Raw genomic sequence first — 14897 nt, 5'->3', positions numbered from 1 at the left:
GCTTCAATATCCCCGGCCGGCAGAAACACCCTGCGCGCGGAGCGTCTGTCTTCGTCGAAACGGTAAAAACTATTCACTCCGGGCGAGGCCCGGCGCTCCGTCCTGCCCTCCACTCGCGATGGGCCTCCAACTTCGCAGCTGAGGCGCGAGGGGCTTCTGCACACCCGTGTTCCGATATTTGTCGGGCGTTAACCAATAGGCCGCCATTCTGCACAGCAAGTTCCGGGCCAGTTCGGCGCGCGGAGGGGATTTTTCGAACGTGATCGGGCAACGTCTAGAGATCAGACAGGGGCAGGGGCTGGTCATCACGCCCCAGCTGCAGCAGGCGATCAAGCTGCTGCAACTGTCGAACCTCGAGCTCGAGGAGTTCGTCGAGGCCGAGCTGGAACGCAATCCCCTGCTTCAACGCGACGAGCCCGAGGGCGACGGCCCCGAGGCGCCGGAACAGGTTTCCGCCGCGCCCGACGGTGAAATGTCGTTCGGCGACGGGGTCGGTCAGGATTCCGTGGCCTCGATGGACGCCGGGTCCGACGACGTCTACGGCGACGCCGCCCCTGGCGAACGCACCAGCGACCGCATGACCGACGAGGCCCAGCCCGGCCTCTCCGACTGGTCCAGCGCCGGCAAGGGCGGTCAGGTCTTCGAAGGCGACGGCGAACGCCCCGACGCCCACGAGCTGACTTTGTGGGAGCATCTGCAGGCCCAGGCCTCCTCGGCCGGCCTCTCGCCCGCCGACCATGCCATCGCCCTGACCCTGATCGACGCCACCGATGAGGGCGGCTATCTGCGCGGCGAAATGGCCGAGTTCGCGGATCGCCTCGGCGTCGGCCTGGATCGGATCGAGGCGGTCGTGGCCGTCTGCCAGGGGTTCGAGCCGACCGGGATCATGGCCCGTTCGGTGCCCGAATGTCTGAAGCTGCAACTGATCGAGCGCAATCGTTTCGACCCGGCCATGGGCGCCCTGCTCGATAACCTGGACCTGCTGGCCCGGCGCGACCTGGCCGGCCTGAAGAAGATCTGCGGCGTCGATGGCGAAGATCTGACCGATATGATCGCCGAGTTGAAGGCTTTGACCCCGCGTCCCGGCGCCGGCTTCGGCGGCGAACCGGCCCAGACCGTGGTCCCCGACGTCCATGTCCGGCCCGATCCCGCCGGCGGCTGGCGGGTCGAGCTGAACGCCGACACCCTGCCGCGCCTGCTGATCGACAAACGCTATCACGGCCTGGTCCAGGCCGGCGCCCGGTCCGACACCGAAAAAACCTTCGTCGCCGACTGCGCCGCCCAAGCCAGCTGGCTGGTCAAGTCGCTGGACCAGCGGGCCAAGACCATTCTGAAGGTCTCGTCCGAGATCGTGCGCCAGCAGGACGCCTTCCTGGCCTTCGGGGTCGAGTTCCTGCGGCCGCTGAATCTGAAGACGGTCGCCGACGCCATCGGCATGCACGAATCGACGGTCAGCCGCGTCACCTCGAACAAATATGTCTCGACCCCGCGCGGCGTCTTCGAGCTGAAATTCTTCTTCACCGCCTCCATCCAGTCGGTCGACGGCGTCTCGACCCATTCGGCCGAAGCCGTCCGTCACCGGATCAAGGCGATGATCGACGGAGAAGCCCAGGACGGCGACGTTTTGTCCGATGATCGGATCGTCGAAATCCTTAAGGAGACGGGCATAGATATAGCCCGTAGGACGGTCGCCAAGTATCGGGAAGCCTTGAGGATTCCATCCTCGGTCGAACGCCGCAGGATGCTTAAGACCGCCTGAAGCGCGACCACAAATCGGTGATCCCGATTGACACCAAATGTGGGCGAGAGCGTTCTATCCGTATGCAAGTCCAAGTCAGCGGCAAGCAAGTGGATGTCGGCGAAGCGTTAGGCTCGCGCATCTCCCAGGAACTCGAAGACGGGGTCGGAAAATACTTCGCCCGCGGCGGTGACGACGCCGAGGTCGTGGTGTCGAAAGACGGCCACAACTTCAAGGTGGACTGTTGGGTCCGCCTCGCGTCGGGCCAGACCCTGGTGACGACCGGAATGGGCGGCGACGCCCATTCGGCCTTCACCGAGGCGCTGGACCGGCTCGAAAAGCGCGTCCGTCGCTACAAGCGCCGGCTCAAGGATCACCACATCGGGCCCAAGGGCCTTTCGCCCGAAAAGACTGAAAACGCCGCCCGCGAAGTCGCTCGCAGCATCGTGCTGCGGGATCCCGACAGCGTCGAGGACGACGTCTTCGGCGACGCCAGCGAAAACGACGGCCCGCCCCCGCTGGGCATGGTCATCGCCGAGACCGAGCACGAGATCCGCACCATCACGGTCGGTCGTGCGGTGCTCGAGCTGGACATGACCGGCTACCCGGTCGTCCTCTTCCGCAACGCCGCCCACGGCGGCCTCGCGGTGGTCTACCGCCGGCCGGACGGCAACGTCGGCTGGATCGATCCGGAGCGCACCAAGAAGACCAACGGCCATTAGTTAACGGCCCAGTTTGACTTTGTCGCGGGAGCCTCTAAAGGGGCGCCCGCGACCCCCAGTCGCTTATCTAGAGTTGGGCTACCATGGACATCGCAGATCTGCTTGCGCCGAACGGCGTGGTGCTGCGCGGCGGCGCCTCTTCAAAACGCCAGGCTCTTCATGCTGTCGCCGAAGCCGCCTCTATGGCCCTCGGTGTCGATCAGGGCCGAGTCTTCGAAGCCTTGCTGGAACGCGAAGCCCTGGGATCCACCGGCCTGGGCTCCGGGGTCGCCGTTCCCCACGCCCGTCTGGCGGAAATCGATCGCGTCACGGCCGTCTTCGTCCGGCTGGATTCACCCGTCGCCTATGACTCGGTTGATGATCGTCCAGTCGATCTTCTGCTGGCCCTGTTCGCCCCGCCCAAGGACGGCGCCGAACACCTGCGCGCCCTGGCGGCCGTCTCCCGCGCCCTGCGCTCGCCCGAACTCCGCGAACAGTTGCGCCAAGCTCAGACGACGGACGCCATCAAGGCCCTGTTCGTCAAGGACCAGGCCCCCGCCACGGCGGCCTGATCCGTCTGGTCTTAGTGAACTGAAACCGGCTCCAGCTCGTGGGCCACGGCTGCGGCAAAGGCGGTCTCGCGGTCGAGCATGACCGCCAGCCGCTCTCCGTCCGCGCTATGGACGGCGTACAGCGACTGATTGGGGTCGAAGGCGATATCTTTCATCTCGACCGCCTCTTCCAGCAGATCGGACGCTTTCACCTCGCGCACATAGACGAGATCGGGCGCGCCCATTCCCGCGAAATCTTCCTTGGTCATCATCGGCGTCATTAGGACCGCCTCCTTCAATTGTACAACGCCCGGATCACCGGGCGGTTCTAACGGTCGCGCTTTTCAGCCGGCCGTGATGGGAATCCGCCGCACCTGACGCTCGGCCTCGGGTCGGATCAGGTCGACGTGCAACAGGCCGTGCTCCAGCCGCGCGCCCTGGACCTCAAGCCCGTCGGCGAGGACGAAGCTCCGCACGAAACCACGGGCTGCGATGCCGCGATGCAGGAAGGCCTGTTCGCCCTTGCCCGCGTCGTCGCGCTTTCCGGCGATGGTCAACTGCCGCCCTTCCAGGGTGATGGCCAGTTCATCGGGGGGAAACCCAGCCACGGCCAGGCTGATACGCACCCCCGCCTCGCCGATCTGTTCGACGTTGTAGGGCGGATAGCTCTCGGCCGCGGCCTTGGCGGCGCGGTCGATCAGGGCGCGGGTGTGGTCAAAGCCCAGCAGGAAGGGGCTGTCGAAAAGAATGGTGCGGGTCGTCGTCATCTGGGTCCTCGCAAAGCGACCGACCGTCGGCCTCCCGCAATCGGCAAGGCTCCCGGTCACAGATGAAGATGGGGGCGGACAGGGACGGGATCAACCGTCGGCTGTTGGTCATCCCAATTCGTCAACAGACAAGGATGACTGAGGGAAGAAAGGCCGCGTAAGAAGCCGTCATGAAGCTGGCCCTCATATACCCGATCGCAGCGCTGGCGGAGATCGCCGGCTGTTTCGCCTTTTGGGCCTGGCTGAAGCTGGACCGCTCGCCGCTGTGGCTGGCCCCGGGCGTGATCTGTTTGATCGCTTTCGCCGGACTGCTGACCCTGGTCCCCAGCGACGCGGCGGGCCGGGCCTTCGCCGCCTATGGCGGGGTCTATATCTGCGCGTCTCTCGTCTGGATGGCGATGGTCGAGAAGACGCCCCCCGACCGCTGGGACCTGATCGGCGGCGCGGTTTGCCTGGTCGGGGCGGGGATCATCCTGTTCGGCCTGCGCGAATAGGGAAATCTCAGCTGAGTTGGACGGGGTCCAACTCAGCTGATTTCGCACGGGGTAAACGCGTTGGGGGTCAGGCCTTGGCGGCGCCGCCGCTATAGCCCTTGCCGCCGTTAGACGGGCGACGACGCGGACGGCGCTTCATTTCGCCCTCCGCCGGCTTGACGTTGTCGTTGATCGACGGGACGCGCTCGCCGGCCAGGGGGTTGTAGGCGCGTTCGGGACGCGGGGCCGCCGGGGTTTCGCCGGGACGGTTGCGACGCTGACGATGCGGCTGGCCGCCGCCTTCCGGACGGACGCCGTCGCGATGCGGGACGCGGCTGCGTCCACGACCGCCGCGGCCGCCTTCATTACGGTCGCCGCCTTCGCGTTCAGGCATGGTCGCCTTCTTGCCGACGCCGGTCGCCATGATGGTGGCGTCCAGCTGGCCCAGGGCCTTGTCGTTGCGGCGGTCGATGGCCGGGATCTTCTGGCGCGTGACCTTTTCGATATCCTTCAACAGCTTCATCTCGTCGCCGGCGACGAAGCTGACGGCGGTGCCGTCCTTGCCCGCCCGCGCGGTGCGGCCGATGCGGTGGACATAGCTTTCCGGCACATGGGGCAGTTCGAAGTTCACGACGTGCGAGACGCCGTCCACATCGATGCCGCGCGCGGCGATGTCAGTGGCGACCAGGACGCGCAGCTTGCCCTTCTTGAAGGCTTCCAGCGTGCGTTCACGCTGGGGCTGGGACTTGTTGCCGTGGATGGCGCCGGCCTCGACCCCGCCCGCTTCCAGATAGGCCGCGACCTTGTCGGCGCCGTGCTTGGTCTTAGTAAAGACCAGGCAGCGCGTGTACTCGGGATCGCTGAACATTTCGGTCAGCAGGGCGCGCTTGCGGCCCTGTTCGACGTGGACAACCGACTGGCTGATGCGCTGGACGGTGGTGGATTGCGGCGTGACCTGGACCTTGACCGGGTCCTTCAGCAGCTCACCCGCCAGCTTGCCGATCTCGGTCGGCATGGTCGCCGAGAAGAACAGGTTCTGGCGCTTGGCCGGGATGCGGCTGACGATCTGGCGGATCGGCTTGATGAAGCCCAGGTCCAGCATCTGGTCGGCCTCGTCCAGCACGAAGATCTCGGTCGAGGACAGGTCCAGGTTCTTCTGCTGGATATGGTCCAGCAGACGGCCGGGCGCCGCGACCAGGATGTCCAGCCCCTGTTGCAGGGCCCGCTCCTGGGCGCCGTATTTCACGCCGCCGAAGATGACCGCGACCCGGAAGCCCAGGTGGGCGCCGTAAGCCTTGAAGCTGTCGCCGATCTGGGTGGCCAGTTCACGCGTGGGCGAGAGGACCAGCACGCGCGTCGTGCGCGGCTTGGGGGCGATGCGGTTCTCGGCCAGGCGATGCAGGATCGGCAGGGCGAAGGCGGCGGTCTTGCCGGTGCCGGTTTGGGCAATGCCCAGCAGGTCCTTGCCCTGCATGACGTCGGGGATGGCCTTTTCCTGGATCGGGGTCGGCTTGGTGTAGCCTTCCGACGCCAGCGCCTGAAGAAGGGCCTTGTTCAGGCCCATGGATTCGAATGTGGTGCTCACAGCAGTGTCTTTCGCGTGCGGCAGAGCGCTTTCAGCCATGGCATGACGCCTTAGGGCCGCGCACCGCCAGTCCCGGCCGGGCTTCGAATGAAGCCTGCGGGGTGGATCGGGCGCCGCCCCGCGTGTCCGGGCAGCGAATGAACTTGAGGGGCCGGCGGCTTCTACAGACAGGTCCGGGAAGGACCCACACGCGCTGGAGACGCCGGAGATCGCGATTGTGCGACGCAGCGCAAATGGGCGCTTGCGGCCGCAAAGTCAAGTCTCGGGCCGCTCAGCCCGCCAGGGCGGCGGCCACCACCGTCTTGGCCTCGGCCTGGACCTGGGCCAGGTGATCCGAGCTCAGGAAGGACTCGGCGTAGATCTTGTAGACGTCCTCCGTGCCCGACGGGCGGGCGGCGAACCAGGCATCGGCGGTCACGACCTTCAGTCCGCCGATGGCTTCGCCATTGCCGGGGGCCTTGGTCAGGATGTCGGTGATCGGCTGGCCGGCCAGGGTCGTCGCTGTGACGTCGGCGGGGCTGAGGGCGGCCAGGCGCGCCTTCTGAGCCCGGTCGGCGAGGGCGTCGATCCGGGCATAGGCGGGGGCGCCGTATTGTTCGGTCAGGCCGGTATAGAGCTGGCTGGCGCTCTGGCCCGTTCGGGCCTGGATTTCGGCCGCCAGCAGGCACAGCAACAGGCCGTCCTTGTCGGTGGACCAGACCGTGCCGTCGCGGCGTAGGAAGGAGGCCCCCGCCGATTCCTCGCCGCCGAAGCCGACGGTTCCGTCCAGCAGGCCGGGCACGAAATGCTTGAAGCCGACGGGCACTTCCAGCAGACGGCGGCCCATGCCGGCGACGACGCGGTCGATCATGGAGGACGAGACCAGGGTCTTGCCCACCGCCACATCCGGGCCCCAGCCGGGACGATTGGCGAACAGATAGGCGATGGCGGCCGCCAGGAAATGATTGGGGTTCATCAGGCCGCCGTCGGGGGTGACGATGCCGTGGCGGTCCGCGTCGGCGTCATTGCCGAAGGCCAGGTCATAGGCCGATCCGCCCTGAATCATCTGGATCAGATTGGCCATGGCGCTGGGCGAGGAACAGTCCATGCGGATCTTGCCGTCGGCGTCCAGCGGCATGAAGGCCCAGCGCGGATCGACCGCGTCATTGACCACGGTCAGGTTCAGCCGGTGGCGGTCGGCGACCTCGCCCCAATAGGCCACAGCTGCGCCGCCCAGGGGGTCTGCGCCGATGCGGACGCCGGCGTCGCGAATGATGTCCAGATCCAGCACGCTGGGCAGGTCGTCGATGTAGGCGGACAGGAAGTCGAACCGGCCGGCCGTCGCATAGGCCTTGTCGAACGGGACGCGCTTCACCTCAGCGAGGCCGCCCTCAATCAGCTGATTGGCGCGGGCGGCGATGGCGGACGTGGCCTCGCTGCCGGCCGGGCCGCCCGAGGGAGGATTGTATTTGATGCCGCCGTCGCGGGGGGGGTTGTGCGACGGGGTGATCAGAATTCCGTCCGCCTGACGCGTGTTGGCCCGGTTGTACGTGAGAATGGCGTGCGACACGGCGGGGGTCGGGGTGAAACCGTCGCGAGAGTCGATCAACACTTCGACGCCGTTGGCGACCAGAACCTCCAGCGTCGTGCGCCAGGCAGGCTCCGACAAGCCGTGGGTGTCCCGGCCGACGAACAGGGGGCCGGTGATCCCCTGCGCGGCGCGGTATTCAGCAACTGATTGAGCGATAGCCAGAATGTGAGTCTGGTTGAAGGCGCCGTCCAGGCTGGAGCCGCGATGGCCCGAGGTGCCGAACACGACTCGTTGGGCGGGATCGGCCATGTCCGGGCGTCCGGCCTCATACGCGCCCACCAGGGCGTCCAGATCAATCAAGTCTTCCGGAAGGGCTTGTTGGCCGGCGCGAGGGTGCATGCGGAGTCCATCCGTCTCAAAAGTAAGGTGGTCTTAAGCCGATACGGCGGGGAGGCGTTCCGGCGTCTCTTTCATGAGTTACATTTGCGACGTGGGATTGAAAGCCCGTTGATTCTCAGCTTGAACTGAAGGTGTCGCAGGCGGCAGGATCGCCGGATTGATAGCCGCGCCGCAGCCACTCGACCCGTTGGGCGGAAGAGCCGTGGGTGAAGCTCTCGGGGGAGACGCGCGCACCGCTGCGCCGTTGCAGAGTATCGTCGCCGATCGCCTGAGCCGTCTTCATGCCCTCCTCTATGTCGCCAGGCTCCAAAGCGACCTGACCGTTCGAGACGGCGGAGGCGTTTCTGGCCCAGACGCCTGCGTAGCAGTCAGCCTGTAGTTCGAGAGCCACTGAATACTGATTGGCTTCGGCCTCGCCCTGGGCGCGCTGTTGAGCCTGGCGGACCTGGTCGGAGGTTCCAGTCAAGGTCTGGACGTGGTGGCCGAACTCATGGGCAATGACATAGGCGCGGGCGAAATCGGCGCCGGATGCGCCGAGTTGAGTTTCCATTTCCTGCCAGAAGCTAAGGTCCAGATAGACTGTTCGGTCGGTCGGGCAATAGAAGGGGCCCATGGCGGATTGGCCGTAGCCGCAGCCGGTCTGAGTGCCTTGCTCGTACAAGACGACGCTGGGCTGCTGATAGCCGTTCAGCTTCTGAGCCCAGACGTCATTGATATTGCCGCCGATCACATCGACGAAGCGGCCCGCCTGATCCTTGGGTGTGCCGACCTCGCCCTGTTGTTCCGCGCCCACGCCGCCGAACTGACTGGCCAATTGGGTCGTGGTCGATGGATCAATGCCGAAGAAGAGGTAGCCGATGACGGCCAGGACGCCGACGCCGATGCCGCCGCCCGCCAAGGCGCCTCCACCTAGGCCCCTGCGATCCTCAATACCGCCCCCGCCCGTCCGTCCGCCCTGCCAGCGCATCGATTTTCCTCCGCCCAATTCGATCCCAAGCCGGGCCGTAACGCGACGGCGGCTGAAGGGATGCGTTACTGCGCCTGATCCAGCCAATCGTCGATCTGACTGACGCCTTGGCGTATGGTTTCGCGTCGCGCCGCAGCGCCCTCGCGGAGGCGGCGTTCCTGTTCGACGGTGTACAAGGGGCGAGCAGGGCCGCTGGAGGGGGGCGCCAGTTCGCGGGCGGCCTCGATCTCAAGTCTCCGCTGATAGGTCTCCGCCTGCTGTCGGCGGGCAAGGGCCGTATTGGTCTCGGCCTGACGCCGCAGACGGTCGTTTTCGTAGCGGTGCTGGTCGGCGATCGCCGCCGGAGCGCCCCCCGGATAGGCGGTATAAGGGGGCATATAGGGCCGCGTCTGAGCCACGCCTGCGGAGGCTGCGCCGGTCAAAAAGAGCGTGGAAAGAACAAGCGACTTCAACATCGACACCATATGGGAAGTCTGGCCTTTGGGCCAAGCGGAACCGGCGGTCACGGCATGGCCCAGACTGAAGAGCGTTTGATTTCAAGGTCCTCCAATTCTCGCGTGGTGGGGACGCTGTACTCGGCGAGGAAGTCCAGGCCGGTGCGCGGGAAATAGGTGCGGCCGGGGTCGCCGATCAGGACGCGGGTTCCCGTGGCGCGGGCTTGGGCCAGCCAGGCGAGCACGGCGTCGGTCATCGGCTTTTCGTAGCAGATGTCGCCGGCGCAGATGACGTCGACCGGGGGCGGCGGGGCGTCGAGCAGGTTCTGATCGGTGAAGGCCAGCGTCACGCCATTGGCTTTGGCGTTGGCGGCGACGGCGGCCTGGCAGAAGGGGTCGATGTCTGCGCACAGGACCGAAGCGGCGCCGGCCCGCATGGCGGCGACGCCGACCAGGCCGGAGCCGGCGGCGAAGTCGAGCACCTGTTTGCCGGCGACCTCGTGTGGGTGGTCCAGCAGGTAGCGGCTCAGCGCCTGACCGCCGGCCCAGGCGAAGGCCCAGAAGGGCGGGGGCAGGCCAAGTTCGCCCAGTTCCACTTCCGTCAGCCGCCAGATGGGGGTGATCTCGTCCGCCAGCCACAGCGAGATTTCCGGTGCATGGGGCACGGGCTGAAGCCGCGTGTTGGCGCGGATGAAGGCGGCGGGGTCGGGGATGGTCATGGCGTCAGGGTAGCGGTGCTGACCTCGCGGCGACAGCGCGGCGACGCAGTAATGTTGGCCTGACAAAAAGTCAGGTTGACATGACATTGGATGGGTGTCAGGTTCGCCTTACACAAGGAGGCGGACATGCTGTCTTTCGGAAAATCAACCACCCCGGCGCACCGGCGATACGTCATTCGCACCATGGCCTTCACCCTCCCCTATGTGGCCATCTGCGTGGCCATGATGACGACCGACGCCTTTGACGAGGTGATGGGAAAGCCGGCGGCCTGGCTGTTGGCGGCGGCGGTTTCAGCGCCGGTGATCGGCCAGATCTGGGCCGTTCTGGCCTTGATGCGGGAAAGCGATGAGTTCGTGCGCGGCGTGACGGCGAAACAGTTCATCGTCGCCTCGGGGCTGGCGATGGCGGTGGCGACCTTCTGGGGGTTCGGCGAGAGCTTCGCAGGCGCGCCCCATATCGAGACCTGGCTGATCGTGCCGCTGTTCTGGGGCATGTACGGCCTGACCGCGCCCTTCATCCGGACCAGCCGATGAAGAACCGTCTGAAGCTGCTGCGCGTCGAGCGCGGCTGGACCCAGGAGCAGTTGGGCCAGGCGCTGGGCGTGTCGCGACAGGCGGTGATCGCTCTGGAGACCGAGCGGCACGATCCGTCGCTGGACCTGGCCTACCGCATCGCTGCGGCCTTCGACCGACCGGTCGAGGAGATCTTCGAGAACCCGCACGCCTGACGGCGGCGGACCAAACCTAAAATCCAAGGGAGACATCCGATGTTCAACGCCTTCTTCAAGGCGCGCCCGCGCCTGCGCGCCGCCCTGTTCGGTCTGGCGGTCTGCACGCCGTCGCTGATGGTCGGCGTCACTGCGGCCTTCGCCCAGCCGGCCGCTCAGGCTCAGGCCTTCGTCTCTGACCGGTTGTCGGTCGAGGTGGTGGGAGCCGGCCCCGATGTGATCCTGATCCCCGGCTTCGGCTGTTCGCGGGAGGTGTGGCGGGCCACGGCGGATCGGTTGAAGGCGACGCACCGGGTGCATCTGGTCCAGTTGGCGGGCTTTGCCGGAGAGGCCTGGACGCATGGGGACGGACCTCTGCTGGAGCCGGCGGTCGAGGCCCTGGCGGGATATGTGCAGTCGGCGGGGCTGAGCAAGCCCGCAGTCATCGGCCATTCGATGGGCGGTCTGTCGGCCCTGATGCTGGCCCAGCGTCATCCCGAGGCGGTGGGGCGGGTGATGGCGGTCGATAATCTGCCCTTCTTTTCGGCCCTGTTCGGTCCGCAGGTGACGCCGGCGACGGCGCGGCCCTTCGCCGATCAGGCGGCCCAAGGCCTGTTGACCCAGGACGAGGCGGCGATGCGGGCGGCCCAGCAGCAGGGGGCGATCGGTCTGGCGCGGGATCCGGCGGCGCGGGTCGCCATGGTCGAATGGGCGCTGGCGTCGGATCGTCGGGCCCTGGCCACGGCCATCCGTGAGGTGATGACCACGGATGTGCGGCCGAACCTGGCGGCGATGACGACGCCGGTGACGGCCCTGTACGCCTCGGACGCCGACGGCGGCGTACCGGCCGCCAGGGCCGACGCCCTGTGGAGCCGGGAGTATGCGGCCCTGCCCGACGTCAAGCTGATCCGCGTCGACGGCAGCCGGCACTTCATCATGGCCGACCAGCCGCAGCGGTTTGCTGAGCTGGTGGATCAGTTCCTGGCGGATTGATCAGCCTCCCTTGGGCGTCACGTCCCCGGCCTTGACCGGCGCGCCGGCGAACTCGTCGGCGTAGGCCGGGTTGAGCAGGGCGCGGAAGACCGACTGGGGCACGGCGATCCGGTAGGGGCCGTCCGAATAGGGGCCGATCTGATAGGCGCCGATCAGGAAGATCACCCCGCCCGCCTTGCCCGGCGTGGTGCTGGGGGCCAGGACGAAGGGGGTGGAGACCGCCTTGGGGCAGGACCACATGTCGCCGCCCGGGGTCGCGCTTTCGGAGCCCGGAGAGCGGGCCTGTTTGGCGACATTGGCGGCGTCGCACAGGGCCTTGTTCAGGCCGGACAGGTCAGCGCCGGGGCGGAACAGGTCGGCGAAGCCCAGCTGTTTCTTCATCGCCTTGTCCCAGAGGACGGCCGAGAAGCTGGTGTTGGGATGGGCGCCGCCGGTGAACTCGAAATCGGTGCGGGCTAGGCTGAACAGCTTGCCGGTCTCGGCGCCGGGGTCGAAGGCGATGGTCTTCTCGTAGCCGCCGGGGCCGCCGCCGGCCTCGGACAGGTCGGCCTGGGCGCCTTCGGAGAACTGGCGCAGGTCGCGTACGGCGGCGGCGTAGAGGGGGGCGTGCAGGTCGGGCTTGGATTTGACTGCGTCCGGCAGGGTCAGTTTGACGGTGGCGTACTGGGTCTTGGAATCGAAGCCCATCGGCGCGCCGGCGGCGGCGGGACTGACCGGGGCGGCGGCGGTCGGGGTCGGCGCGGGGGCGTCAGCCTTGTCCTCGCGCCTCTGGCAGGCGGCCAAGGCGGCGGCGACGGCGGCGGACAGCAGCAGGATGCGAACGGTGGAGGTCATGGGGGGCTCCTTCACAGGCCGAGGGATCCGAGGGCGAGGGCGGCAAGCAGGATGAAGCCCGCCTCTCGGTTGGACTTGAACAGTTTCAGGGCGAGGGCGCCGTCGGTGCGGTCGAGGCGGAGGACCTGGCGGGTCAGATGGGCGGCGTAAAGGGCCAGACCCAGCCAGAACAGCGGACCGAGGCCGGCGGCGAGGCCGGCCGAGGCGGCGAGGATCAGGCTGATGACATAGAAGACGGCGACGCCGGGGCGGACGGCAGAGGCCAGGCGGCGGGCCGAGGATTTGACGCCCACCATGGCGTCGTCCTCGATGTCCTGAAGGGCGTAGATTGTGTCGTAGCCCAGGGTCCAGAAGACGGCGCCGAGGTAAAGGAATAGGGGTGTGAGATAGTCGGCTGGGCCGAGAGCTTCGTACACATCATGACCTGGATATCCGAAGCTCGTCAGCTTCAAGACCCATATCGTTTTGGCTTCTATTGAGAAGGCTGCCGCGAAGCCCATCAGGATGCCCCAGTTGAAGGTCAGGCCCAGCCAGGCCTGGGGCCACCAGGTGATCCGTTTCATGAAGGGATAGGCGGCGACCAGAGCCAGGGAACCGACGCCCAGCAGGATGGCGACGACGGGGAGGGTCAAAAGGATCAGCAGGCCGACCAGGCTGCAGCCGACCACGAAGGCCCAGGCCTGTTTGACGGAGATCAGGCCTGCGGGGATGGGGCGCAGCGCGGTGCGGGCGACCTGGGCGTCGAAGTCGCGGTCGACGATGTCGTTGAAGGCGCAGCCGGCGGCCCGCATCAGACAGGCCCCGATGGCGAAGCCGACGAACAGCCACAGATCATAGGGGCCGGGCGGCTGGCGATACTGGGCCAGGGCCAGCGCGATGCCCTGCCAGCCGGGCAGGAGCAGCAGCCAGATGCCGATGGGCCGGTCGAACCGACCCAGCTTCAGCCAGGGCTTCAGCCGCTCCGGCGCATGGCGATCCACCCAGTTGGCGCCGGCGTCGGGAAGAGGGGCGGAGGTCATGGGCATGGCTTAGCCGGAATGGGGGACAGGGTGAAGGCGTGACGAAGCGCTCCGTCCTTTCGGCGGAGTTGTGGAGGGCAGGACGGAGCGCCGGGCCTCGCCCGGAGTGAATAGTTTTTACCGTTTCGACGAAGACAGACGCTCCGCGCGCAGGGTGTTTCTGCCGGCCGGGGATATTGAAGCGGCAGTTGTGATGCCTCTTCCCCATGGCCTGCGTCAGGTCGGCGATCCCTGCGAGGACCGTCCCGAGTGCGACCGGGTTCCTAACCCCGTGTCCTCCGCCGACGTTTCTGCGCGGGATGAGCCCACCGATGCACCGTCATGCGGCGCGAGGGGATCCCACCCCCGCCCCTGATCCCTACGCTCCCGCCGCCGCAAGGTCGCAGGCCTTACGAGCCCTCCTAGCGACGAGACCGGGGAAGATTATGCGCGCGTTTTGAGGAGTGGTTAGAAGTGGCGGGTGAGATTCTTTTAGAGCGTTGAATTCTTTGAGAGCGAGGCAGCGTCATTGTGCGCGCTGGGGTGTCCGAGGTTTCCCTTCTCCCCTTGCGGGAGAAGGTGGCCGAGCGGAGCGAGGTCGGATGAGGGGTTGCTCTGCGGAGACGGAAACTGACCCCTCATCCGCCCCTGCGGGGCACCTTCTCCCGCAAGGGGAGAAGGAAGAATGGGGGAGGGTCTGGATCAGGCGTAGTTTTCGCCGAGGTAGACGCGGCGGACCTCGGGGTCGTTGACGGCTTCGTCGGCGGTGCCTTCGAACAGGACCGAGCCGCCCGAGATGATCGAGACGCGGTCGGTGATGTCCAGGGTCTCGCGGACATTGTGGTCGGTGATCAGGACGCCGATCCCCTGCCCCGCCAGATAGCGGATGACCGAGCGGATGTCGGCGATGGCCAGGGGGTCGATGCCGGCGAAGGGTTCGTCCAGCAGGATGAAGGACGGCCGGCCGGCCAGGGCGCGGGCGATTTCGACACGGCGACGTTCGCCGCCCGACAGGCCCGTGGCCGGGGCGTGGCGCAGGTGGTCGATGTGAAGTTCGTTCAGCAGGCGGTCAGTCTCAACCTCCAGCTGGTCGCGCGGATAGTTGAGTTCGACCACCGCCTTGATGTTCTGCTCGACCGTCATGCCGCGGAAGATCGAGGCCTCCTGGGCCAGATAGCCCAGGCCCATGCGGCTGCGCTGGTACATGGGCTGGCCGGTGATGTCCTCGCCGTCCAGCCAGATCGAGCCGGAATCGGGCGGGATCAGGCCGGTGATCATGTAGAAGCAGGTGGTCTTGCCGGCGCCATTGGGGCCCAGCAGGCCCGCCACCTCGCCGCGCTGGACCGTCAGGGAGACGTCGCGCACCACCTGACGCTGGCCGAAGGCGCGGGCGATGTTGCGCACCCGCAGCCCCTTTTCGGCAGCCGGAGCCGCCGGCTCGGGCTTTGCCGCAGGCCGGTCGGCCAGGTTCAGGGCGGAGAGTTCCTTGCGGGCCAAATCGTGATCCGTGCTCAGCGCGAC

The 14897-nt window shown here is 66.9% G+C and carries 17 protein-coding genes; 7 read left to right on the top strand and 10 right to left on the bottom strand.

Going from position 1 to position 14897, the window contains the following annotated elements; genetic code table 11:
* Positions 1 to 259: 259 nt before the first annotated feature.
* From rpoN to ptsN, 3 genes are all read left to right on the top strand, one after another.
* On the top strand, positions 260 to 1759 hold the full coding sequence (rpoN, locus tag ACW17X_RS15040; protein WP_492098602.1) for an RNA polymerase factor sigma-54: 1500 nt from the start codon (positions 260 to 262) through the stop codon (positions 1757 to 1759).
* A gap of 62 nt (positions 1760 to 1821) precedes the next feature.
* Positions 1822 to 2460, top strand: a complete 639-nt coding sequence (gene hpf, locus ACW17X_RS15035) for a ribosome hibernation-promoting factor, HPF/YfiA family (RefSeq protein WP_492089060.1) — start codon at positions 1822 to 1824, stop codon at positions 2458 to 2460.
* Between the two features lie 83 nt (positions 2461 to 2543).
* Positions 2544 to 3011: a PTS IIA-like nitrogen regulatory protein PtsN gene (ptsN, locus tag ACW17X_RS15030; protein WP_492098600.1), complete on the top strand. Its 468-nt coding sequence runs from the start codon at positions 2544 to 2546 to the stop codon at positions 3009 to 3011.
* Positions 3012 to 3022: 11 nt separating this feature from the next.
* On the opposite strand, the gene ACW17X_RS15025 is transcribed toward ptsN, so the two are convergent.
* Positions 3023 to 3271, bottom strand: a complete 249-nt coding sequence (locus ACW17X_RS15025; protein ID WP_271163746.1) for a DUF1150 domain-containing protein — start codon at positions 3269 to 3271, stop codon at positions 3023 to 3025.
* A gap of 63 nt (positions 3272 to 3334) precedes the next feature.
* Positions 3335 to 3757 carry an Hsp20 family protein gene (locus ACW17X_RS15020; protein ID WP_492098598.1) on the bottom strand — a complete coding sequence of 141 codons (423 nt, stop codon included), beginning with the start codon at positions 3755 to 3757 and terminating at the stop codon, positions 3335 to 3337.
* Positions 3758 to 3927: 170 nt separating this feature from the next.
* On the opposite strand from ACW17X_RS15020, the gene ACW17X_RS15015 reads away from it, so the two are divergent.
* Positions 3928 to 4251, top strand: coding sequence for a YnfA family protein (locus tag ACW17X_RS15015; RefSeq protein WP_492089062.1), 324 nt, complete (start codon positions 3928 to 3930; stop codon positions 4249 to 4251).
* A 67-nt stretch (positions 4252 to 4318) separates the two neighbouring features.
* Here the strand turns inward: ACW17X_RS15015 and ACW17X_RS15010 are convergent, their stop codons facing one another.
* The 5 genes from ACW17X_RS15010 to ACW17X_RS14990 all read right to left on the bottom strand — a co-directional run bounded on the left by ACW17X_RS15010 (position 4319) and on the right by ACW17X_RS14990 (position 9844).
* Positions 4319 to 5854, bottom strand: coding sequence for a DEAD/DEAH box helicase (locus tag ACW17X_RS15010; RefSeq protein WP_492089063.1), 1536 nt, complete (start codon positions 5852 to 5854; stop codon positions 4319 to 4321).
* A 232-nt stretch (positions 5855 to 6086) separates the two neighbouring features.
* Positions 6087 to 7724, bottom strand: a complete 1638-nt coding sequence (gene pgm / locus ACW17X_RS15005) for a phosphoglucomutase (alpha-D-glucose-1,6-bisphosphate-dependent) (RefSeq protein WP_492098596.1) — start codon at positions 7722 to 7724, stop codon at positions 6087 to 6089.
* A gap of 115 nt (positions 7725 to 7839) precedes the next feature.
* Complete coding sequence (gene ypfJ, locus ACW17X_RS15000; RefSeq protein WP_492098594.1) at positions 7840 to 8691, bottom strand: KPN_02809 family neutral zinc metallopeptidase; 852 nt, start codon at positions 8689 to 8691, stop codon at positions 7840 to 7842.
* A 65-nt stretch (positions 8692 to 8756) separates the two neighbouring features.
* Positions 8757 to 9068 carry a hypothetical protein gene (locus ACW17X_RS14995; RefSeq protein ID WP_492098593.1) on the bottom strand — a complete coding sequence of 104 codons (312 nt, stop codon included), beginning with the start codon at positions 9066 to 9068 and terminating at the stop codon, positions 8757 to 8759.
* Between the two features lie 125 nt (positions 9069 to 9193).
* Complete coding sequence (locus ACW17X_RS14990) at positions 9194 to 9844, bottom strand: class I SAM-dependent methyltransferase (RefSeq protein ID WP_492098591.1); 651 nt, start codon at positions 9842 to 9844, stop codon at positions 9194 to 9196.
* Between the two features lie 126 nt (positions 9845 to 9970).
* On the opposite strand from ACW17X_RS14990, the gene ACW17X_RS14985 reads away from it, so the two are divergent.
* The 3 genes from ACW17X_RS14985 to ACW17X_RS14975 are packed head-to-tail and all read left to right on the top strand — an operon-like array spanning position 9971 to position 11544.
* Positions 9971 to 10378 (top strand): hypothetical protein, encoded by a 408-nt coding sequence (locus ACW17X_RS14985; RefSeq protein WP_492098590.1) that lies wholly within the window; start codon positions 9971 to 9973, stop codon positions 10376 to 10378.
* Positions 10375 to 10572, top strand: coding sequence for a helix-turn-helix transcriptional regulator (locus ACW17X_RS14980; RefSeq protein ID WP_008264044.1), 198 nt, complete (start codon positions 10375 to 10377; stop codon positions 10570 to 10572). The genes ACW17X_RS14985 and ACW17X_RS14980 overlap by 4 nt, the downstream gene beginning before the upstream one ends.
* 39 nt (positions 10573 to 10611) lie before the next feature.
* Positions 10612 to 11544: an alpha/beta fold hydrolase gene (locus ACW17X_RS14975; protein ID WP_492098588.1), complete on the top strand. Its 933-nt coding sequence runs from the start codon at positions 10612 to 10614 to the stop codon at positions 11542 to 11544.
* Here ACW17X_RS14975 and ACW17X_RS14970 read toward each other — a convergent pair whose 3' ends face one another.
* The 3 genes from ACW17X_RS14970 to lptB form a co-directional block, all read right to left on the bottom strand.
* Positions 11545 to 12378, bottom strand: a complete 834-nt coding sequence (locus ACW17X_RS14970) for an RsiV family protein (protein ID WP_492098586.1) — start codon at positions 12376 to 12378, stop codon at positions 11545 to 11547. It abuts the gene before it with no gap.
* A gap of 11 nt (positions 12379 to 12389) precedes the next feature.
* Positions 12390 to 13397 (bottom strand): UbiA family prenyltransferase, encoded by a 1008-nt coding sequence (locus ACW17X_RS14965; RefSeq protein ID WP_492098584.1) that lies wholly within the window; start codon positions 13395 to 13397, stop codon positions 12390 to 12392.
* A gap of 681 nt (positions 13398 to 14078) precedes the next feature.
* Entirely contained in the window at positions 14079 to 14873 is a 795-nt protein-coding gene (gene lptB / locus ACW17X_RS14960) for an LPS export ABC transporter ATP-binding protein (protein ID WP_492098582.1), read from the bottom strand.
* Between the last annotated feature and the right edge of the window lie 24 nt (positions 14874 to 14897).

It is taken from the genome of Brevundimonas sp. FV1ye4L (assembly GCF_058681255.1).
Note: the sequence above shows the minus strand (reverse complement) of the source record. Positions and strands in the feature narration are given on the sequence as shown.